Source organism: Arsenophonus nasoniae DSM 15247 (assembly GCF_000429565.1).
Taxonomy (GTDB): Bacteria; Pseudomonadota; Gammaproteobacteria; order Enterobacterales; family Enterobacteriaceae; genus Arsenophonus; species Arsenophonus nasoniae.
Genome location: NZ_AUCC01000054.1, coordinates 1 through 21,561 on the forward strand (window position 1 = coordinate 1; position 21,561 = coordinate 21,561).

Annotated in this window: 21 protein-coding genes and 2 pseudogenes; 9 read left to right on the plus strand and 14 right to left on the minus strand. The window is 36.1% G+C overall.

Translation table 11 applies throughout. The annotated features are described in order from the left end of the window. On the plus strand, nucleotides 1-252 hold a 252-nt coding region (locus tag G468_RS0111325; protein WP_026823225.1), incomplete at its 5' end, for an ATP-binding protein. Between the two features lie 29 nt (nucleotides 253-281). On the opposite strand, the gene G468_RS0111330 is transcribed toward G468_RS0111325, so the two are convergent. From G468_RS0111330 to G468_RS0111375, 10 genes are all read right to left on the minus strand, one after another. Then, a complete protein-coding gene (locus G468_RS0111330) occupies nucleotides 282-866 on the minus strand; it encodes a primase-helicase zinc-binding domain-containing protein (RefSeq protein WP_026823226.1) in 585 nt (194 codons plus the stop codon). After that, nucleotides 863-1,213 (minus strand): hypothetical protein, encoded by a 351-nt coding sequence (locus G468_RS0111335; RefSeq protein ID WP_026823227.1) that lies wholly within the window; start codon nucleotides 1,211-1,213, stop codon nucleotides 863-865. Before G468_RS0111335 ends, G468_RS0111330 begins: the two co-directional genes overlap by 4 nt. 10 nt (nucleotides 1,214-1,223) lie before the next feature. After that, nucleotides 1,224-1,760, minus strand: a complete 537-nt coding sequence (locus G468_RS22490) for a hypothetical protein (RefSeq protein WP_026823228.1) — start codon at nucleotides 1,758-1,760, stop codon at nucleotides 1,224-1,226. Further along, entirely contained in the window at nucleotides 1,757-2,029 is a 273-nt protein-coding gene (locus tag G468_RS0111345) for a hypothetical protein (RefSeq protein ID WP_155846992.1), read from the minus strand. The genes G468_RS22490 and G468_RS0111345 overlap by 4 nt, the downstream gene beginning before the upstream one ends. Nucleotides 2,030-2,076: 47 nt before the next feature. Next, the gene (locus G468_RS20625) at nucleotides 2,077-2,298 is read right to left on the minus strand and encodes a hypothetical protein (protein WP_034249815.1); all 222 of its coding nucleotides are present in this window, start codon (nucleotides 2,296-2,298) and stop codon (nucleotides 2,077-2,079) included. Beyond that, entirely contained in the window at nucleotides 2,291-3,295 is a 1,005-nt protein-coding gene (locus G468_RS25560) for a hypothetical protein (RefSeq protein WP_026823230.1), read from the minus strand. The genes G468_RS20625 and G468_RS25560 overlap by 8 nt, the downstream gene beginning before the upstream one ends. Continuing rightward, nucleotides 3,286-3,987: a Rha family transcriptional regulator gene (locus tag G468_RS0111360; RefSeq protein ID WP_026823231.1), complete on the minus strand. Its 702-nt coding sequence runs from the start codon at nucleotides 3,985-3,987 to the stop codon at nucleotides 3,286-3,288. The genes G468_RS25560 and G468_RS0111360 overlap by 10 nt, the downstream gene beginning before the upstream one ends. 67 nt (nucleotides 3,988-4,054) lie before the next feature. Further along, nucleotides 4,055-4,273, minus strand: coding sequence for a helix-turn-helix transcriptional regulator (locus G468_RS0111365; RefSeq protein ID WP_026823232.1), 219 nt, complete (start codon nucleotides 4,271-4,273; stop codon nucleotides 4,055-4,057). A 201-nt stretch (nucleotides 4,274-4,474) separates the two neighbouring features. Beyond that, the gene (locus G468_RS22965) at nucleotides 4,475-5,191 is read right to left on the minus strand and encodes a hypothetical protein (RefSeq protein ID WP_034249817.1); all 717 of its coding nucleotides are present in this window, start codon (nucleotides 5,189-5,191) and stop codon (nucleotides 4,475-4,477) included. A 410-nt stretch (nucleotides 5,192-5,601) separates the two neighbouring features. Then, entirely contained in the window at nucleotides 5,602-6,813 is a 1,212-nt protein-coding gene (locus G468_RS0111375; RefSeq protein ID WP_026823234.1) for a tyrosine-type recombinase/integrase, read from the minus strand. Nucleotides 6,814-7,269: 456 nt separating this feature from the next. On the opposite strand from G468_RS0111375, the gene prlC reads away from it, so the two are divergent. From prlC to G468_RS24780, 7 genes and pseudogenes are all read left to right on the plus strand, one after another. Further along, complete coding sequence (prlC, locus tag G468_RS0111380; RefSeq protein WP_026823235.1) at nucleotides 7,270-9,312, plus strand: oligopeptidase A; 2,043 nt, start codon at nucleotides 7,270-7,272, stop codon at nucleotides 9,310-9,312. 6 nt (nucleotides 9,313-9,318) lie between these two features. Beyond that, on the plus strand, nucleotides 9,319-10,080 hold the full coding sequence (gene rsmJ, locus G468_RS0111385; protein WP_026823236.1) for a 16S rRNA (guanine(1516)-N(2))-methyltransferase RsmJ: 762 nt from the start codon (nucleotides 9,319-9,321) through the stop codon (nucleotides 10,078-10,080). A gap of 231 nt (nucleotides 10,081-10,311) precedes the next feature. Beyond that, nucleotides 10,312-10,995, plus strand: coding sequence for a collagenase (locus G468_RS22505; RefSeq protein ID WP_051297059.1), 684 nt, complete (start codon nucleotides 10,312-10,314; stop codon nucleotides 10,993-10,995). Nucleotides 10,996-11,060: 65 nt separating this feature from the next. Beyond that, the gene (locus G468_RS20645; protein WP_051297060.1) at nucleotides 11,061-12,980 is read left to right on the plus strand and encodes a hypothetical protein; all 1,920 of its coding nucleotides are present in this window, start codon (nucleotides 11,061-11,063) and stop codon (nucleotides 12,978-12,980) included. 378 nt (nucleotides 12,981-13,358) lie between these two features. Further along, the gene (locus G468_RS20650; RefSeq protein WP_248604885.1) at nucleotides 13,359-14,810 is read left to right on the plus strand and encodes a type I secretion system permease/ATPase; all 1,452 of its coding nucleotides are present in this window, start codon (nucleotides 13,359-13,361) and stop codon (nucleotides 14,808-14,810) included. Between the two features lie 50 nt (nucleotides 14,811-14,860). Then, nucleotides 14,861-15,358: pseudogene (locus G468_RS25565) on the plus strand (hemolysin D); the annotation flags it as partial. A 50-nt stretch (nucleotides 15,359-15,408) separates the two neighbouring features. After that, nucleotides 15,409-16,275 carry an HlyD family type I secretion periplasmic adaptor subunit gene (locus G468_RS24780; RefSeq protein WP_248604887.1) on the plus strand — a complete coding sequence of 289 codons (867 nt, stop codon included), beginning with the start codon at nucleotides 15,409-15,411 and terminating at the stop codon, nucleotides 16,273-16,275. Between the two features lie 168 nt (nucleotides 16,276-16,443). Here the strand turns inward: G468_RS24780 and gdhA are convergent, their stop codons facing one another. Both gdhA and uspA read right to left on the minus strand, forming a co-directional pair. Beyond that, nucleotides 16,444-17,784: an NADP-specific glutamate dehydrogenase gene (gene gdhA, locus G468_RS0111405; protein ID WP_026823237.1), complete on the minus strand. Its 1,341-nt coding sequence runs from the start codon at nucleotides 17,782-17,784 to the stop codon at nucleotides 16,444-16,446. A gap of 254 nt (nucleotides 17,785-18,038) precedes the next feature. Beyond that, nucleotides 18,039-18,470: pseudogene (gene uspA, locus G468_RS20660) on the minus strand (universal stress protein UspA). Nucleotides 18,471-18,882: 412 nt separating this feature from the next. On the opposite strand from uspA, the gene uspB reads away from it, so the two are divergent. After that, a complete protein-coding gene (gene uspB, locus G468_RS0111415) occupies nucleotides 18,883-19,200 on the plus strand; it encodes a universal stress protein UspB (protein ID WP_026823238.1) in 318 nt (105 codons plus the stop codon). Between the two features lie 120 nt (nucleotides 19,201-19,320). Here the strand turns inward: uspB and pitA are convergent, their stop codons facing one another. Continuing rightward, a complete protein-coding gene (gene pitA / locus G468_RS0111420; RefSeq protein WP_026823239.1) occupies nucleotides 19,321-20,808 on the minus strand; it encodes an inorganic phosphate transporter PitA in 1,488 nt (495 codons plus the stop codon). 478 nt (nucleotides 20,809-21,286) lie between these two features. Then, on the minus strand, nucleotides 21,287-21,561 hold a 275-nt coding region (locus G468_RS24170), incomplete at its 5' end, for a phage tail fiber protein (RefSeq protein WP_026823240.1).

Consider the following 21,561-nt stretch of genomic DNA (forward strand, 5'->3'; position numbering starts at 1 on the left):
ATTGGATACCTGCCGTTTGGGCGAGAAGAAGCAAACCTGTTTTTCAATGTGATTGCCAAGCGTTATGAGCATGGCAGTGTCATATTGACGAGTAACCTATCATTTGGGCAATGGCCAAGTGCTTTTGCTGATGACGCAACATTAACTGCCGCTATGCTTGATCGTTTACTTCATCATTCGCATGTACTGCAATTAAGCGGTGAAAGCTACCGATTGAAAGATAAGCGGCGCTCAGGAGCAATAACTGAGTAAAACAGTGGATCAATTTTGATTGATCGGATTTAGATAAAAAGTGGATCAGTTTTCGGTGATCGTTGACACCCTTTTTTTCTTGTGCCTGAGATAAAACGCTTTTCGCCATTAGGCTTAATAATCTGCGCACCTAACAACTCATCACCCTGTTTTACAGGTAATATCATTGAGCCATCTTTCAATAGCTTGATTGAACAGGTATGACCTTTGCGTATTAAGTACTGAGATTGACCTAATGTGGCTTCTTCTAATAACTTTTTGGCCTTCTCTACAGCGGTAATATTAGGCGGTTGAGGGTTTTCCCCATAATTGGCGAAAACTAATTTTTTAGTCAGCGGTATCGCTAATACCTTAGCCACTTCCTGAGCAGCCTCCGTGACATCAACATTAAATAACCGTCTCACTAAATCCAGTCCGTCACCACTACCACACTGATTACAGATAAATGTGCCGTTACCTTCCTTATCATCAAAGCGAAAGCGGTCTTTACCCCCACAAGCTGGACAAGCGGTATGACGATTCAAGGGGACTTCTGCCCCCAGTGATGCTAATATACCTTGCCAACGTCCTGTAGCCTGCTGCTTAACCTGACGGATTAAATCAATATTTCTCATGATTTATCCTCCTGAGCAGCAGCGCTATCCGCCATGTCATTCATCATGTCAACCCACATATCAAGCCCCATCCCTGACAACTTGCCGTTCTCAACGCACAGGTCAAGTATTTGTTCAGCGACAGATTCCCAAGATTTGTATTCATCTTTCAACGGTTTTAATGCATAAGTATCAACCAGCTTTCTAATCCCTTTTACACCGTCGATAATATCAACATGAATAGCGTCATCTTCGGTGTATAAGGTAAACCAGTCTCCGCCGTTTTCTTCTCTTACATCCTGATAGATTGCTTTAGCAAAAGTGTTAGCCCGTGCATTCAGGCGAAAGTTTAAAGTGATTAATGTCATCTCTCCCTCCTTAATGCACGGTAACGGGCTTAACATATTCGTTAAGCACATCATCAATAAATAGGTCATGGAGTTCAGATAGCGTTTTTTGCCCCATTGATGAGAGCTTTAAACCCTTATCACTTCCCTCTAGCATATTTTGGTAAAACGTTAGAATGTGTTTTTCTGCTACTGATTTACTTTCCCTCTCATAAAAAGCCCCCTCAATATTGTTCTGCATGCCCATCCGTTCAGTCATCAGATAAACCGGAAGGTGGTAATTTCTATGTGTGTAGTAAGCCTGTCCATTTGTCATGACACAGTGCAGTAAGAAAACCACCGCAATCACACAGCGATAAGACAGGATTAAATCCGCGTTGTTGAAATTGCCTTTTTTCCAGTATTCATTGATTAACAAGAGCGCTAAAGAAGGGTTATCATCCCATTCCCCCTCATTGACACGATTAGGGATATCCGCTATTGGAACAATTAATTTTTCAACCTTGCCTTGTTCATCAGACTGAGTGATTTTTACGTTTTTACCGATAGTTTTTATGGTATTTCTCATTTCACACCCTCCGATAAAAACAAGCCTTCACGCCGATAAAGCGTAAACGTTGCATCATTAGCACCCTGATTTAACGCTTCGGCGATTCTCGGTAAGTGTTGCAAGGCATTACCTAAACGGTATAAATCTTGCTGAGCCTGACCCTCTGGATAATCCTCATTGGCACTCGCCCAGAAAGCACATGTACCCATCACTTGAAGCCCTGACATAATTCCACTATAAGCATCTTTATAAATACAGAGTATTTCGCGTAGCTCGTCATTGCTCATGTTGTTTAGATTATCGTTTGCAATGTAGTGATAAATATCCGCCATGATTAAGCCCTCCCCGCATAGGTGTATTCTTGAGGGATAGATATGTTCTCAACAATGGTTATTGCATCTTTATGTATTAACTGGTTTAAATCACACGCAATGCCTAATAAATCAAATAATTGTCTTGAGCACTCATCCGTTGCTTTTTCTAAAATCACCTCGTACAAAGAGCTTGCCAATTGGGATTTATACTCAATGTTATTTATGGTTAAGGAATTACGCATGAGCCACCTCCTGACCGTGAGAAGCGGAGCACTCTATGATGCTTTGGGGCGCAATGGGCTTACGGCCTGACCAGACAAGCCGATCATCTTTGAACAGCACATGAAATAATCTGCGCTCACGACGGGTTAATGACACTTTGCCGTAGGGAATGTTGGAATCTAACCGGATAATCCAGTAAGTATCTGTAAATTTAGGGTGAGTTTGGGTAGACTTATACAAAGCCATAACTGTTACCTCAATTAACATTGTGGTTAGAAACCCTATAAGTGCTCGAACACTGTAGGGTTTCGCTATTTTTTGACTAGGAATAGCTAAGGTGCACAAACACTTTACATCTAGGTGTATAAACACGTCAAGTTTTTTTAGTTTTTCGAGTATAGTGTTTGAAAACACCTTTAAGGAATTAATGACTATGCCTACTGGATATAAAAATAATAAATCAACTACTAAGGGGATCCGATTTCCCCATGAACTAATTAGTGAGATCAATACTTGTGTCGAACGTGATAAACCTACTAACACAACTGTTAGTTTTTCATCATGGGTCATTGACGCTTGCGAAAAAAAACTCAAATCAGAAAAGCATAAATCTAAAGGCTGAGATCGCTTAGAGCAGTATTCCTCTGACTGAGCCAACCCAACCAACCGGATATTATCGGGTAGCCTCATCATCAGAGAAAAATTTCCCTGATGTTCTGAGTGACCATGAGCAAAAAATTTTGCCGAGTCACTAACCGTTCCTCTTAATGATGAATGGTTATTTTTTGCACTCGCCAGTTTTGGCGAACTCAAATATTTTAAGCTGCGGTTATCTGGTTGTTTTGCATACTGCACAAATGGATAATTATCTCTATATATCAAAGCATTAAGTGGGCATAACGATTGTCTAGCTATATTAGGTTGTTTTTCGTACTGCACAAATGGAGTTAACTTATTGTTTTTAAATGTTTCTTTTGTGCGCACCTCTCTAATAGCTTTTGAGTTTATCAATTGCATTTGTCGCCCCCAATCTGTAGAGATGGCGTCATTAGGGTTGCAAACATATCGATGCGTTTACTGACTTCTCGCACTGCCTGAGTCGGTGACATGCCTGATTCAATGGCTGACTGAAACGTTGCTTGCTCTATCTTCTGCATGCAAAGCAAAATACCAAGCTGTTGGTCATTGGCTTTACTTCGCTCACCTGAACATAAACCTGCTAAACGGTTCTCAATGTTTGCCAGATTGATGTAATGATGTTTCTCCGCACCTAAATCACGTAAAGCATCACGGGACTCATGGTAATGAGGTAAATACTCTCTTCTAATAGGTTCAGCAGCCCGTTTTTTAGCAAATGCTTTGGTGACATCCAGTTTAAATTGCGTCATTTTCTCGTGATTACGTCCGCGGACAATGCGACACATAAAATCAAACTGGTTTTCATTGAGTAGAACATACTTATGTTCACGCACACCCAGTTGAACAGTATTTAATCGCTCCGTTTGAAACGGAAGGATGCCAAACTCACGTAAGTTTTTTGAATTCTTTCTAATTAATTCATAAAGATGTTTATGTTTAATACTTAGCCTTTTGGCAAACAGACGGCTATCTATTCTTGGCTCCGTTCTATGTTGAATTAAAATACCGGAGTCCTCACTTTGGGCGTAAAGAAGCCCTTCACGGTTATTCACCGCGTTTTGAATATTCATATTGAAACCTTATTTAAGTCTTATTTAAAACTTTATTAAATTTGTAGAATTACATTAAGAAGTAGCGCTATTTATCGGCTTTCTTCCTCGAACGTGAGGCTATTTTGTCAGCTACCCACTTATCGACTTCTGATTCAACAAACGCGATTGAACGAGTGCCAATTTTAACTTGCTGAGGGAATTCGCCATTATCCATAAGTTTATATATCCAAGCCCGTCCGTAACCTGTACGGCGCTGTACTTCCGGTAAGCGAATAAGATTTTGTTTTGATGTGAAGTTGTTCATGTTATCCCTGTTATCTGGTTTAAAGTTTGTCTTGGAAGACGGTTATTGATTGCAAAAATTAAACAATGACAACAAAGAAATTAATAGGTGATAAGGGTTTTTATGGGTGAGTACCCTTCCTTAAATTCATAAGATAAAATAGATAAAAAAAGGGTGGGTGGCATTATGAAAGGTCAAGTAAATACAGGCATATAAAGGTAGTTACCCCTTTCTTTTTGGTCTTCTTCCTGTCGATCTAAGGTGGTTTGGTCTTAATATTAAATCCACTGCTTTAGATAAGTTTTTACTTGCTCCTCGACTAATTAAATAATTTTCGACCTCTTGTTTAGTCGGCATAGTCGTATAATCATTCTCATCATAAGTTGACCAGAATTGCCTTATAGCATCATCAACAAACTCTAATCCCTCTGATTTGTGTTCATAATGCGGTAATAACAATGTTTTATTTTCTTTATCTGGCGGCAAAAGTTTTTGCTCATCATCGTTAAGGTCAAGCCCATACTCAAAACTATGCTTGTCTATTCCATTTACTATCTTGATTTTTCTGGGAATGAAATAATCTATATTCTCTTTCTTAATCCAATCAAATAATGAATCTCTAGTTATAATAGTTTTTCTATGATCAATATCATGACTGCGGTCAGAGTTCTTGATAATGACAGAATTTACCCATCCGAAAGAGTCCAGAGCTTCACCATAACAAATAACAGGTGTTAATATTCCTCGCCTGATAGCTGTTTTAAGCCCTAAGCAAAACCCCTCTGCATGTTTCCATCTAGGATGATTGTTTTTCCTAACTGTTATCAAATCCATATCCAGCGGATCTATGCCAGATAGTAACAATGCAGCTTGCTCAAGAGTAAACTCTTGTACTGTTTTCCAGTGAGTTGTATCGGGATAATCATTAATTTCTATCATCACGCCACCTCGCGCCCTCATTTAGTAGGGGCTATGCCAGCCAGTAGAGGTGTACTGGTATTCGGGGATCAGCCTAGACATAGCCTTATTCATTAATGTCTAGGTAAGTCTACTAAAGTAACTGCTAGCTGTCTAATTGCCTGATTAAGATATTCTCACCAAGATAATGTAATAACTATCCCTCTTTCCATGAACACTTATGAACACTTCATGAATAGTTTTACTTCAAGTGTTCATGCTTTAATTAATTGATATATAATGTGTTTTTAGCATACATGAACAGTATGAACACTTTTTGCTAAAACTTTTCACACATACCCTTTTCTATTTTAGTAAACATAATCTTTATTTATGTATTAAGAATAAAAAAACCAGCCTTTTACTGGCTGGCTGTGGTTAATTAATATCTACTATGCTTGTTTGAAATTACCATGTATTACATTATCACCATTCTCTAATGCGTCCATGTAATCAGCGTACCATTGCAGCATTTCTCTTCTACCATCTAGATATTGAGCATGGTTATAAGTACCTCTGATTGAGTTTTTATCTACATGTGCTAACTGTGTCTCAATCCATGCAGTGTTATACCCTTGCTCGTGCAAAATAGTGCTCATGGTATGCCTAAATCCATGTCCAGTTATCCTTCCCTTATATCCCAATAATTCAATAACCTGATTTATACTCTCTTGACTAATAGGCTTTCTATAATCATTCCTTCCTATGAAAACTAAAGGGTGACGACCACTAATAGGCTGTAGTGATTTAAATAAATTTATACATTGAAATGACAAAGGTACTAAATGAGGACGTTTCATCTTCATCACCTCAGGGGGTATACTCCACAATCCATTCTTTAAATCTATATCTTCCCATTTAGCCAATCTTAGCTCTTGTGTTCTAACGCCTGTCAGCATGATTATTTTAGTGGCTGTCTTGGTTATAACGCTACCTGTATAAGACGCTAAATCATTTAAAAAGAACGGCAGATCGCTAACAGTTAAAAACGGGAAATGTTTTTTTTTGGGTATAGATAACGCACTCGCTAAATCAGGCGCAGGATTATATTCGGCTCTGCCTGTAATAATTGCATAGCGAAACACTTCGCCACAACGCTGGCGAACTTTCCTCATTTTCTCTAATGCTCCTCGTGCCTCAATCTTTTTTAAAGTTTCTAATAAAACTAAAGGCTTGATATCTGATATAGGTAAATAACCAATAAAAGGAAAAATATCTTTTTCAAAAGTATCTATGATTTCATCTCTGTAAGATAACGACCATCTGTCAAACTTTGATTTGTGCCATTCTCTAGCAATACTTTCAAAAGTATTACTATTTTGGTGACGACTCGCTAATTTTTTTTGTTTTTTATCTAAGCTAGGGTCAATGCCTTCTAATAATAAGTTTTTAGCTTCATCTCTTTTTCTTCTGGCAGTTGCTAGTGTAATTATCGGATATACCCCCAAGGATAATAATTTTTCCTTTCCTCCAACCCTGTACTTTAATCTCCAATATTTACTTCCATTAGTTTTAATTAACAAATGCAATCCTCCGCCATCTGATAACTTATAATCTTTATCTTTAGCTCTACTATTATCTATCTGACGTGCTGTTAGCTTCATTGGGGGTATCTCATTTTAAAACTAAAATTTATACCCCTATATATACCCCCAAAATACACTTGATTTCAATAGATAAATATAAACGACCTTAGACAAGGAATTGAACAAATCCCTTTATTTACATGGTTTTTGTAGACTTTAATAGATGTTAATGGAAGTGATAAACACGAAGACAACAGGAGTCGAACCTGCCAAGGACCGCTGGCGGCCCCATCTGGATTTGAAGTCCAGCCACCCCACCGGGGACGATGATCTTCCATGGAAAAATTGGTAATCATTATAATCCTATTTATAGAAATTCTAAACCTTTGTATTTAAACAATCTTGTAAAAAATCAGATAAAATATTGGTCCTAATATTGAACTCAGCCATTTGTAGCCATATCTTAATCACATCTCTTATTTATATTTAATTGTACCTACCAAGTAGTATAATTAATCACAGGATGTTTTTATTATGACAAATCCTTTACTAACAAAATCGGTGTTACCCCATTTTTCCACCATTACACCGCAAGATGTAAGCCCAGCAATAAACACTGTATTAGACAGCTATCGGCAGACAATTGAGACCATACTTAAAGAAAATAGCACTTTTAGCTGGAACAATTTATGCCAACCGTTAGAGGAAGCTAACAACAAACTCTCCCGCGCTTGGTCACCTGTTGGTCACCTCCATGCAGTAAAAAACAGTGATGAATTACGACAAGTTTATGATAACTGTTTACCTATGCTATCAGAATTTAGTACCTGGATGGGGCAACACACCGGCCTTTACCAAGCTTATAAGTCACTAAAAAATAGTGCTGAATTTGATACGCTCAATCAAGCACAACGTAAATCAATTGAAAATACGTTACGTGATTTTGAGTTATCAGGAATTGGTTTACCAGCAGAAAAAAAGAAGCGTTATGGCGAAATTGCTATTCGAATTGCCGAATTAAAAACTAAATTTAGCAATAATGTCCTTGATGCAACGATGGGTTGGACAAAACTGATTAAAAATAGCGACAAGCTTGCTGGTATACCAGAAAGTGCTCTGTTAGCAGCAAAAGCATTAGCTAACTCTAAAGGAGAAGAGGGCTGGTTATTCACGTTGGATATGCCAAGCTATCTGCCGATTATGACTTACGCTGATAATCGTGAGCTACGCCAAGAAATACATCATGCCTATAACACCCGTGCTTCTGATCAGGGGCCAAATGCTGGCAAATGGGATAATAGTGAGGTTATGGACGAAATTTTAGCCTTACGTTACGAATTAGCGCAATTACTGGGTTTTAATAACTTTGCTGAAAAATCGCTAGCCACTAAAATGGCCGAATCACCCAAACAGGTGCTAGATTTTCTTACCGATCTTGCCCAGCGAGCCTACCATCAAGGTGAAAAAGAGCTTGCTGAATTGACCCAATTTGCTAAGGATCACTACGGGATTGAGAAACTTGAGCCCTGGGATCTGGGTTATTACAGTGAAAAGCAAAAACAGCATAAATTTTCAATTGATAATGAACAATTACGTGCCTATTTTCCAGAACAACGGGTTATAAACGGTCTGTTCGAGGTGATTAACAGAATTTATGGTTTGACAGCTAAAGAACGTCATGATGTGGAGATATGGCATCCCGATGTGCGTTTCTTCGAATTATATGATGAACGCGGTGATTTATGCGGTAGCTTCTATTTAGATCTCTATGCCCGAGAACATAAACGTGGCGGTGCCTGGATGAATGATTGTGCAGGCAAATTAAAACATGCCGATGGCAGCGTTCAAAAACCGGTAGCTTACCTAACCTGTAATTTTAACAAACCCATTGGTGATAAACCGGCGCTGTTTACCCATGATGAAGTTATTACCCTATTCCATGAATTTGGCCATGGTTTACACCATATGTTAACTCAAATTGACGTAGCGGATGTTGCTGGCATTAATGGTGTACCCTGGGATGCTATCGAACTGCCAAGTCAATTTATGGAAAATTGGTGTTGGGAACCGGAAGCGCTTGCTTTTATTTCAGGTCATTATGAAACCGGTGAACCATTACCAAAATCAATGTTAGATAATATGTTAGCAGCCAAAAATTATCAGGCTGCAATGTTTATTCTTCGTCAATTAGAATTTGGCTTATTTGATTTTCGTTTACATACAGAATATTCGCCGCAAAAAAGCGGACAAATTTTATCAACCTTACAATCAGTGAAACAACAGGTTGCAGTAGTACCGTCTCCAGAATGGAGTCGTTTCCCGCATGCATTTAGCCATATTTTTGCTGGTGGTTATGCGGCCGGTTACTATAGTTATTTATGGGCCGACGTTTTAGCCGCCGATGCATTCTCACGATTCAGCGAAGAAGGTATTTTTAATCGCAGTACTGGATTAGCATTTCTTGATAATATTTTAAGTCGTGGTGGTTCAGAGGAACCCATGGTACTGTTTGAACGTTTCCGCGGACGAAAACCAAAGCTGGATGCAATGTTACAAAGTTATGGTATTAATGAATAAATGACAATTGATATCCAATTAATTTGTGAACCCGGCGCTTCTCAAAGCGCCTTATCGTCTATTGCTGAAAAATGGCAACTTAAACATACACCGACTGCATTAATGGCATTAGTATTCACACCAAAGCATTTACAACTAAAAAAATTAGACGAACCCAAATTAGGCGGCATTTATGTTGATTTTGTTTCAGGTACAATGAGACACCGACGTCAATTTGGTGGTGGTCGAAATGAAGCTATTGCCAAAGCAGTTGGCATCAAAAAATCCTATTTACCCACTATTGTTGATGCGACTGCCGGTCTTGGTAGAGATGCTTTTGTCCTTGCTGCCCTAGGCTGTGAAGTACGGCTGTATGAACGTCATGCCGTGGTTGCGGCACTGCTTGATGACGGATTACAGCGAGCTTATGCTGATGCTGAAATAGGAAGCTGGTTAAGACAAAGAATGACATTGCTACATGCTTCAAGTATTCAGGCATTAGCAACGCTATCACCTGCCCCAGATGTGGTTTATCTCGATCCTATGTACCCCCATCGACAAAAAAGTGCCTTAGTAAAAAAAGAAATGCGTGTTTTTCAATCTCTTGTTGGTAATGATGAAGATGCAGATAGCCTTTTAATTCCAGCAATGACGATAGCAAAACGCCGTGTGGTTGTGAAACGACCCAATTATGCATCCCCCCTCGCAGCAACCTCGCCACAAACGACGATCAAAACTAAAAATCATCGTTTTGATATTTATTTATGTTCAACTGATTCATCCTGTTAAATATTAATAAAAATAATTAACAACCAAGAATGTTAATAAATGGTGAAACTCACTATTTATTAACAATTTCATAAAAACATTCACCGTATGTAGCTCTAAAAACACAAAATTTTTAAAAATAATATTCACATTATAAACATTAAAATAAACTTGCAATAACACTAAAATAAATGTAGTTTAACAAATGTTATTGTTTAAAAGGATATTTGTTAATATAATTGGAGATAATTTGTGGATTATAAAATAAAACAACTGAACAAATTTGATTATTATTTCGACACCAATAATTCAAAAAAAGAAATAACTATAGCCGAAAAAATAAAGGTTATTCTTCATTATAAAAATCTCACCCCCAAAAAACAAAATAAAACAATTGAAGAACTCAAACAGGTTGTCGATGATTTTAAAATATTTGCTAATTTAAAAGATATTAAACCAAGCCAACAGCCACTTGAAATATATATTTTCGATAATAAAGAAGATTACCAATATTATGGTAAAGAAAAAGGTTTAGGCGTCGAAGGCGGTAAATTCTACTCAGGAAATCCACCGACCATATATATATATCAACAAGGCAACATTCTTAATCTCAAACATGAATTCACCCACTATTTAACTGATACCAATATACCCAATGCTGATAGTTTACCTACTGTATTAAAAGAAGGTATTGCTGATTATATTGAGCATTTATCCGATAAAAAATTTAATTCCCAAGCAAATAGCATTGATTTGACTGAAGCTGAAATAAAAACAAAAAATATAACTCAGCTTTTAGATTTAAAATATTCAGATAACTTTCATGATAATGAAATGGTTTATAAAGCAGGGCATTCTATTATAATGTATTTAAATGATAAGAACCCTGAATTATTAAAAAAATCTTACATAATAAAAATCCAGAACAATATTTAGATCAAATTAAAAAAGAAAATAATGATTTTAAAGATTGGCTTACTGAAAATAATACTGATAATGCCATGCAAAAAATAAATGCATTAGAAGTGACTAAAGGCGATTTTATTGCTAGCAAAAAAGAAATAATAGATGGGGAAATTAAAAATGTAAATTATTATACTGCTAATATAAAAACTTTAACAACAAAAGAATCGGTTGGAGAATTTGCTACTGTAGAATATATGGGTTTTGGTAATTACATTCGTTGCTCTTCAGCCGCAAAGAATATCCATATCGATATCAGTTTAGACAGTGATTATCGCCATTTAAAATTAATTAAAAAAAATAACAATGAATTTAAATTAATATTTACCAATAAAGACGGTACTAAAAATTTTACTGAAAGTAGTGAATATCAATATCAACACCAAATTGTAAAATCAAAATACACTAAACAAAACTCTGATGAACCAATAACTGATGAAAAAATAGATGAAATAATCGCTGAATTAATAGAGATTAATGCCAATACACTGACCAATATGGACTTAACCAATAGACCTTTAAATACCATTTTCAGCGTTAAAAAACTGGGTAATGGTATGGCTAGTGCATTATCTTTATATAATGAAGAGGAAAAAGTTAGCGAATTACTTTGTGAAAGCGGTATATTTAAACAAATTGAAGGCCAAGAAAATAATAAAATGTTTATTTTTCATAATGGCCTACAACGATTTTATGTTAATTATGATAATAAAGCTTACCTAGCGATTGAAAATGAAGATGGACAATATAAAGCCGCATTTATCGATGGTAGAGCAGTTAATAACGATGCCTATTTTGATTTTTCGCATTTACACAAAAACGAATTATTAAGTCCAAATATTAATCATATTAAACAAGAAAAGCTTCCAGTTTTACAACTTAATAATACTAAAATATACAATCATAAGGATTCTACATTTGCGCAATATTCAGCCTTCCAAAAAGAACACGGTCACACCATCAAGAAAGGTGAATTATTAGATAATAAAGGCAGTGCGAGTACAGAAGATGATGTACATAAAGCAGAACTCCATAAAGAAAATAAGGCATTTTATGATTTCAAAACTATCGGATTTTATATTAATGAAGAATTAAGAGACCAAAATAATAACCTTATTGATGGAAGTGATTTATTTATTCATGATCATGGTAAAAACATTCGCTATCAATTGCCAAAGGAAATAACTTATCTTAAGTTAATAAAAAAAGATAACGATTATAAATTAGCGGTTTGTGATCAAAATGGGACTGAATATACTGACATACCCGATGAATATAGACTTATCGATCCCATTTTTGCCCACCAATACGAAAAAAAAGATCATTCAAATAAGCATCTTAATATTGGCTTAATAGATTTTAAACAATATACAGAAGGTACTCTGTTTAAACTTAAATATGATCCAAATGATTATCATATTCCGAGAGATAAAAATAATGAAATATTAAGAAGTTCTGATAATCAAAAATATGTGACTAAAGTAAAAATATTCCATAATGACACCGAAATCGGCATGTTATCAAATGATCATCATAATTTTCAAGGTGATATTTTCTTTTCCATTGATTATAACTACAGTTACAATAATTTTCTTGCTTCTTATTCTCCACAAATAGATATTATTGAAGAAACCATACTCTTCGAACAAGGTGATGGTGATATTGGTGATACCAATCGGGGATATACTGATTATAAAAAAATTAATTTTGTGAAAAATAACAATCATCTGATTACTGAAAATTGGGACGATGAAATTACTACTGAAATTCTTTATAATGAACAATCTTCCAGTTATTACCCTTCCCATCAACTATTAGCCAACAATCAATCTAATGAAAATGTGTCTTATTATAGACAAGATCCGAATATAGACTATGCTGGTTATCAGTATGAGATTAATGAGTATACGGACAATAATAATGCAATGATTACTCCTGAACAGATTATGTATATATAGCAATAGATAATATTACCTAATAAAAATAACGTTGATTACTAATTTTAAATACATTGGAAAATGCAAAGCATTTTCCAATATTTTAATTATTTAAATAATAGGTATTAGGATTGGATCTTATAAAAATAAAAATGGGAATAATATGATAGACAATTCAAAAAGTAAAAATACCAACATATTAATTAATGAAATAAAAACATATAAAAAAGCGTTTTATAGTATTGGAATATTTACCGCCATCATCAATATACTGATGCTCGCCCCCTCTATTTATATGTTACAAGTTTATGATCGTGTCTTAGCGTCAAATAATAAAATGACGTTATTAATGTTGACACTTCTTGTAATTTGTATTTATTTATTGGCATACTTGAATGGGTGCGTAATCTAATTGTTATACGTATTAGCACAGGTCTCGACTTATCAGTTAATCAATCGGTATTCAATGCGGCTTACGAGCAAAGCTTAAAATATAATGATTCACAGGCCAGTCAAGCGTTAAGTGATCTAACAACATTACGCCAATTCGTAACAGGTAATGCTTTATTTGATGCTCCCTGGTTTCTCTTTTTTCTCTGTGTGGTATTTTTACTTCATCCATGGTTAGGATATCTAGCTTTAGGTGGTGCAACCTTCATTTCCCTGCTCGCTTGGCTAAATCAACGCTATACTCATAAACCACTGGCGCAAGCCAATCTGATGGCACGCAAAGCCATTAATCAAGCCTCTACCCACTTGCGTAACACAGATGTGATCGAGGCAATGGGCATGTTAGGTAATATTCGTCGTTGTTGGTCAACTTACCATCACGCTTTTTTATCCCATCAAAATTTAGCCAGCGAAAGGACTTCAGCTAGCAGCGCCTGGTCAAAAACAGCACGTTTAATGCTACAATCACTGGTTTTAGGTATGGGTGCCTGGTTAGTCACTAACAATGAATTGACCGCTGGTATGATGATCGCCAGTTCTATTCTGGTGGGACGTGTACTCAGTCCCATCGATCAACTTATTGCAGTTAGCAAACAATATAATAATGCCAGACAGGCTTATCAACGCTTAGATCTGTTATTCAAACAACATCCCCCCCGTAAACAAGTGATGACCTTACCTGCACCAACTGGCGAATTAAGTGTTGAAAATGTTCTTTATCGCCCTGATCCTGAATATCCACCGCTGCTATTTGATGTCCAATTTTCACTCTCTGCTGGTCAGACATTGGCTATTATTGGTGCATCTGGTGCAGGAAAATCAACATTGGCGCGGATACTGGTTGGAGCCCTTCCGCCAACCTTAGGGTACATTCGGTTGGATGGTGCCAATATTCACCAAATGGATAGAGAAATTTTAGGGCCTCACATTGGTTATCTACCGCAAGATATACAATTATTCGATGGCAAAATAGCTGAAAATATTGCCCGCTTTGGTGAAATTGCTGTAGACAAAGTGATTACCGCTGCCAAAATTGCCCGAGTGCATGACTTAATTCTGGCTTTACCCAATGGCTATGATACACGATTAGGTGAGTATGGCCGTGGCTTATCTGGCGGACAAAAACAGCGATTAGCATTGGCGCGTGCTATTTATGGCCTTCCCCGTTTAATTATTCTTGATGAACCTAACTCTAATCTTGATAGCGAAGGAGATAAAGCCCTATGCCTGGCGATTGAAGAACTTAAAAAACAACATTGCACCCTTATTATAATTACCCATCGCCCTTTTCTGATTAGATATGTAGAGCATGTGCTAATTTTACAAGCCGGCATGTCACCACGTTTTGGCCCACCACAAACATTATTAAACGAACATAAAACGTCACAACTAACAACGTGAGCTGCAATATTTCAGCCGGTGAAAAATAATAGCAATTAATGGAAAAAAATATGTCAGTACAAGGTAAATATCACAAATCATCTCCTATTTTAACAGACAAATTAATCAGTAATGAAAAACGCGCTGTATACCTAGGTTGGTTATTAGTGACTATTGGGTTTGGTGGTTTTTTATTATGGTCAGCTCTCGCTCCTTTAGATAAAGGCGTTCCGGTATCAGGTAATGTGATTGTGGCAGGCAATCATAAAACCATTCAACATCAATATGGCGGGATTATCGAACAACTCTCTGTCAATAATGGTGAAAAAGTACAAGCGGGACAAATTCTTTTAACACTCAATACCGTTGAAGTGCGTTCGGAATACAATATAAAACTAAAACAATACCACGAATTGTTAGTTAGAGAAGCCCGTTTATTGGCAGAACAACAAGGCAAAAAACGGTTAATTATCTCATCCGCTTTACAACGTGAAATGAAAGAACATGATGTCAACGAGCTTCTTCAATTAAATCAACAATTGCTGGAAAACCAATATCAAGTTTTACAATTAGAGTTGGCCGGTATTAAAGAAAAAATAACCGGATTAAACGCTACGCTATATGCCCAACAACAAAAAGCAAAAAGCCAAAAGCCAAAAGCCAAAAGCCAAAAGCCAAAAGCCAAAAGCCAAAAGCCAAAAGCCAAAAGCCAAAAGCCAAAAGCCAAAAAACGCAGCTTACAATGTTATTGCAACAATTAGAAGGATTAAGGGAATTAGAAAAAAATGGCTATATTGCTCACAATACATTACTAGAAACAGAAAATAAATACACTGAAGTTGATGGTAATTTAGCGCAAACACTTGGTGATATTAGCCGAATACAACATCAAATATTAGAGCAAAAACTACATAGCGAAAAACTGCAACAAGAATATCAAAAAGATGTTCATGCCCAACTAGCTGACACACAAACTAAGATTAATCATACCTACAGCCAACTCGTTAAAGCGAAGTTCATACTGGCTAATGCTCAAATACGTGCCCCTGTTGCTGGCACCATAATTGGTATGTCAGTTTTTACTGAGGGCGGTGTGATCGTTGCCGGACAAAAAATGATGGAGATTGTTCCCGATGATCAACCACTATTAGTTGATGCACGGGTTCCAGTACAATTAATTGATCAAGTAAAATTAGGTTTACCGGTAGAGTTACAATTTACTGCATTTAATCAAAGCACGACGCCCAAAGTGGAAGGCAATGTCACAATGATCTCTGCTGACAGGCTACTTAATGAGCAAACTGGCGAACCCTATTATTTATTACAGGTTCAAGTAAATGATAAAAATCGTCAACGCCTAAACCAGTTAACCATTAAACCAGGAATGCCAGTAGAGGTCTTTATTCGTACCGGTGAACGGTCACTACTAAATTACTTATTTAAACCTTTATTTGATCGCCTACATATGAGTTTAAATGAAGATTAATAGCGCTATAGGTCAGATGATAGATAAATAATAATCGACATATTGTTACTAAAAACATCGCCTGAAAAGGATAGTTGCAGGCGATGTACAATAAACAAAATAATATTCAGAATGTTACGTTATTTAGCTATATAATTAATTTTATTTTGCTTAATGACGATTAATTTGTTACAGGATGCCTTGCGCTAACATCGCATCGGCCACTTTTACAAAACCAGCAATATTGGCGCCTTTAACATAATTAGTCTGCTTATCTCCTCCACCATATTTCACACAATGCTGGTGAATATCTAACATAATATGTTTCAAACGGCTATTCACTTTTTCTGCAGTCCAACTCAAATGGGCCGCATTTTGTGCCATTTCTAAACCTGATGTTGCTACCCCTCCTGCATTAGCTGCTTTTCCAGGCCCAAACAGCACACCAGCCTCAAGAAATGCATCCGTAGCTTCAATTGTTGTCGGCATATTTGCACCTTCAGCAACCACCTTGACACCATTTTTAATTAAAATTTTTGCATCATCTATATCAAGTTCATTTTGAGTGGCGCAAGGTAAGGCAATATCTACTGGTACCGACCAGGGGTTTTTTTCTTTAAGATAAGTCAAACCAAACTCTTCTGCATATACCTCAACACGACCATACTGATTTTTAATCGCTTCCAATCGTTTAAGTTTTTCTGGTGTAAAGCCCGCTTCATCAACAACGGTGCCATTTGAATCAGAAGCAGTAACTACCTTAGCACCTAATGACATACATTTTTCAATAGCATACTGAGCAACATTGCCCGCTCCAGAAACGGATACGCGTTTCCCCTCAAACGATAAACCATGATGTTTTAACATCGCATCAGTAAAATAAACCAAACCATAACCGGTAGCTTCAGGTCGAATTAAGCTGCCACCAAAAGACATGCCTTTACCGGTAAAAACACAGGAAGTGTTGTTTGACAACTTTTTCATCATACCTGTCATAAAACCGACTTCTCGCCCACCCACGCCAATATCGCCAGCAGGAACATCGGTATAAGGACCTAAATGTCGGTAAAGCTCGGTTATCAATGCCTGACAAAAACGCATAACTTCTGCATGGCTTTTTCCTTTAGGATCAAAATCTGAGCCCCCTTTACCTCCGCCCATAGGTAAAGTGGTTAACGCGTTTTTAAAAGTTTGTTCAAAACCGAGAAATTTTAAAATTGATAAATTAACTGATGGATGAAAACGCATTCCACCTTTAAAAGGACCGATTGCCGAATTAAATTGTACCCGCCAAGCTCGATTAACTTGAACATTTCCCTTATCATCAACCCAACAAACACGAAACTGAATCACCCTCTCTGGCTCTACTATTCTTTGCAGTAATCCCTGCTCGCAATATTGAGGATTATTGCGTAAAAATGGCGCCAAAGAAGTAAAAACTTCACGCACGGCTTGTAAGAATTCAGCTTGATCAGCATAACGTGACTGGATTGATGTTAGGAATGTTTCTAAAGATAAGCAACCTTTCATACAAAATTCCTTAGATTAAAAGATAAATTATTATATTTTCATACTTATTAACGTTTTTTTGCAAAATGACCTGCTATATGTGGATTTACTTATTGAATATATCACTAATTTATCTCTATTTTTAATGAGATTTTTTGTGTCTTAATCACATTTTCCGGCAAAATATAAGTAATTTAAATTAGCGGAGATGAACAAAAAAACACTTGATTAATCAAGTGTTTTTATTGAAAAAATTTAATTATTAATAAATATTATTAATCATTATCCTTTAATGGCACAATTAACATATCAACATGAACAGTATTAATTAGTTGACGAGCCGAAGACATTAACTTACTCTAAAAATCTTGATGATGACCACACACAACTAAATCAACCTTATATTCTTTTATTGCATCGACCAAAACCTGTCCAAGATCACCTCGACCACTCAATTCTTTTTCAATCTTATAATCTGCTTCTTTTGCTAATTTTGTCAATGCATGGTGAGTTTCCTTGGTAATACGTTGCTCCATATCACCAAGATTCACATCAATCAATCCGGTATAAAGATCAGAATAATTTACATCAACATGAATTAAAGAAACTTTTGCATTATAAGGTTTTGCCATGGAGACAGCTTTATCAACTAAAGTTTTACTTTCTGGGGACAAATCAACTGTAACAAGAATATGTTTGTAAGCCATATTTAGCTCCTTTCAAACGTCCGCTCTTACAAAAGAATAGCTCTTTTTATGATAAATATTTAGCGATCAAACCTGATACTTAAATATCACCTTGAACATAGTTTAATAAAAATTTTACCCATTAAATTATGAAAAATAGATTCCTTACTAATAATTAGCATAGACCAAACCAGCTAATTTTTCCATAATTTAGCATAAAAATCATAGTGTTGAAGACATTAATTATTCGTTAAAAAATACATACCATAAAAATTAAATCAATAAAAATAATTCCAATGGGTCATTTTGTGAAGTTGTTAGATTATTCTACAATAAAAATAAACCGGCAACTGATGAGCAAATATTCTCTTTTGTGATTGTTAAAAACAATATCAGCGGCTAAATCTATATTTGTTGAGGTAATTATCTTAATATGCATGCATGGTTTTGGGCATTATGTATACTTTGCATTATAAATATGATGCGATATTTTTCTTCAATCAGAGTATTACTTTTTATTCTGCGGGAATCTGATCCCTTGTTCTACCAATCTGTTGATGGCAACGGATTCTTTACAGCCCATGGCCAATGGACTAAGCATATAAAACTAATTCGATACATTAATACTAAGCAATATTTTAATCACCACGATCCGGAAGTTATTTTACGTTGTGAACGCATTCGCAAACAATTTATGTTAATCAGTGGATTAAGTATTATTGTTTTTATCAGTTTAATATGGGCCATTTAGGGATTTTAATCGGCTTAAATAACATTTAAATGAGATAGATAATATATTATCAAAAGAACAAAAATAGTGATGCCTAAATTAAGCATCACTGTTTTTTGTTATATACCTTGTCTCATGTGTCTATATTAGTTTTAATGATATCCAATAAAACAGACCAGAAAGGATAATAGAAATAGGCAATGTAAATAACCAAGCCAGTAATATATTTTTAATTGTCTTAGCTTGTACACCACCACCATCAACAACCATTGTACCTGCAACAGCAGAGGATAAAACTTGGATTGTTGATACAGGCATACCCGTATAACTTGCAACACCAATGGAAACCGCAGCAGTCACTTGTGCAGAAACCCCTTGTGCATAAGTCATACCTTTTTTACCAATTTTTTCACCGATCGTTATAGCAACACGTTGCCAACCAATCATGGTACCAACAGAAAGCGCCAAAGCAACGGCAATAATAATCCACAGTGGTGCATACTCTACTGTATTAAGTAAATCGTTACTCAAATTACGCAGAAAACGTGCATCGGAAGAGGACGTTTCAGGTAGTTTAGCTACATCTAATGCCGTATCTGATAAACACATTAATAATCGGCGCATTTGATTACGTTGCTCAGGCTTAAGCGCGGAATAACTTTGAATATCCGTCAACATCAGTGATGTCTGTTTTAACACGTTAATAGGACGTGAATTATCACAATGGAATTTCTCATCTAAAATTTCCAATTCCGACTCGTGTTGTGACTTATTAACAATATGCTTTACTGCTGACTGATGTTCTTCATAATAATGTTGTAAATGCACTATCGCGTCATGGGTACGAGTAATATCATAACCACTGGCATTCATATTAAGCACAAACCCGGCTGGCGCCACGCCGATTAATACCAGCATAATAAGACCAATACCCTTCTGACCATCATTAGCGCCATGGGAAAAACTAACGCCAACTGCAGATAAAATTAATGAAGTACGGGTCCAGAATGGCGGTTTTCTTTTACCATCTTTCTTCTCTCGCTCAGCCGGTGTTAAATGAATGCGACGACGTTTTTTCGTACCACTCCAATAACGGCGTAAAAAGAAAATTAGCAATCCTGCTATAACAAAACCAATCGCAGGAGAAAGAATAAGAGAAAGAAAAATTTCAATCACTTTTGGAATGTTTAATGCATCCACTATAGAGGAATCGGTCACTAAGGCATTGGTTAAACCAACACCAATAATAGCACCGATTAATGTATGTGAACTGGAAGCCGGTAATCCCAAATACCAGGTACCCAAATTCCAAATAATAGCCGCCAATAGCATAGAAAAAACCATTGCTAGACCATGAGCAGAGCTTACATTCAAAAGAAGATCTGTTGGCAATAGATGCACAATGGCATAAGCAACACTTAAGCCACCTAAAATAACGCCAAAAAAGTTAAAAACACCCGCCATAACAACCGCAAATTGAGCTCGCATTGCTCGAGTATAAATAACCGTTGCTACTGCATTTGCGGTATCATGGAAACCATTAATTGCTTCGTAAAATAGCACAAATAATAGCACTAGTATTAATAACAGACCGGTGTAGAAATCCAAACCAGTAAATAAATGTAGCATAAACCTTAAGCCAATTTGTTGAATATGAACTCAATGCATTATCAGTGACAAACGTTAGCGGTGGAAGCAAAATCTACATCTTTTTTGACTTTAATTGACAAAAAAAATAAATAAAAAAAATATTCTTTACTTTCATTAAGTTACTAAAGTAAAAGATAAGTAGATTTTTAGCACTTACTAACATTGTCTACTCAAATTTAAATCGTAATAAATATTTTACCCTATTTAATAAAAAACTCGCTATTTTTATTATTAATAAATATCTTTTCAGATAATACATTTTAATCAATAGGTTAAATAACATTAATTTATCTATTTTATTTTTATATACACAGTTATGTACAAATTATTTTTTCACCCCCGTGTGCTATCTTCGCCATAACGCTAAGTACAAAACCTCAATCTCACACAAAGCCACTTACCCGCAACCAACAACTAATAGTTAACAACTTCCTCCAACGCTGCTAATATGATGGGGCTATTCTTTTTGCGCGTGTTGCTGATTCCAAATTGAATCAACGGGCATTTCTACCCTCACATCTAGCCATGTTGAGGGTGGAATATCACACTGCTCACCATCGACATAATAAGTGGGTTTTCCATCAATAATTTCTTTAATCCGCCAGTTCTGAAAATCTTCTTGTAAATGGGGGTGTTGTCGGTGAAATGTTTGAATCTCGATGCTACCATTAGATAAAATTTTGTCTTTGACGTAGATAAGTTCTAATCCATTAATATCTTTAGGTACTGAAA

Excerpts from the sequence above, each read along its gene's own strand:
- G468_RS0111330 (WP_026823226.1), bottom strand. The coding sequence starts at position 866 with ATGAGAAATATTGATTTAATCCGTCAGGTTAAGCAGCAGGCTACAGGA.
- G468_RS0111335 (WP_026823227.1), bottom strand. The coding sequence starts at position 1,213 with ATGACATTAATCACTTTAAACTTTCGCCTGAATGCACGGGCTAACACT.
- G468_RS22490 (WP_026823228.1), bottom strand. The coding sequence starts at position 1,760 with ATGAGAAATACCATAAAAACTATCGGTAAAAACGTAAAAATCACTCAG.
- G468_RS0111345 (WP_155846992.1), bottom strand. The coding sequence starts at position 2,029 with ATGAGCAATGACGAGCTACGCGAAATACTCTGTATTTATAAAGATGCT.
- G468_RS20625 (WP_034249815.1), bottom strand. The coding sequence starts at position 2,298 with ATGCGTAATTCCTTAACCATAAATAACATTGAGTATAAATCCCAATTG.
- G468_RS25560 (WP_026823230.1), bottom strand. The coding sequence starts at position 3,295 with ATGCAATTGATAAACTCAAAAGCTATTAGAGAGGTGCGCACAAAAGAA.
- G468_RS0111360 (WP_026823231.1), bottom strand. The coding sequence starts at position 3,987 with ATGAATATTCAAAACGCGGTGAATAACCGTGAAGGGCTTCTTTACGCC.
- G468_RS0111365 (WP_026823232.1), bottom strand. The coding sequence starts at position 4,273 with ATGAACAACTTCACATCAAAACAAAATCTTATTCGCTTACCGGAAGTA.
- G468_RS22965 (WP_034249817.1), bottom strand. The coding sequence starts at position 5,191 with ATGATAGAAATTAATGATTATCCCGATACAACTCACTGGAAAACAGTA.
- G468_RS0111375 (WP_026823234.1), bottom strand. The coding sequence starts at position 6,813 with ATGAAGCTAACAGCACGTCAGATAGATAATAGTAGAGCTAAAGATAAA.
- prlC (WP_026823235.1), top strand. The coding sequence starts at position 7,270 with ATGACAAATCCTTTACTAACAAAATCGGTGTTACCCCATTTTTCCACC.
- G468_RS20645 (WP_051297060.1), top strand. The coding sequence starts at position 11,061 with ATGCAAAAAATAAATGCATTAGAAGTGACTAAAGGCGATTTTATTGCT.
- gdhA (WP_026823237.1), bottom strand. The coding sequence starts at position 17,784 with ATGAAAGGTTGCTTATCTTTAGAAACATTCCTAACATCAATCCAGTCA.
- uspB (WP_026823238.1), top strand. The coding sequence starts at position 18,883 with ATGCATGCATGGTTTTGGGCATTATGTATACTTTGCATTATAAATATG.
- pitA (WP_026823239.1), bottom strand. The coding sequence starts at position 20,808 with ATGCTACATTTATTTACTGGTTTGGATTTCTACACCGGTCTGTTATTA.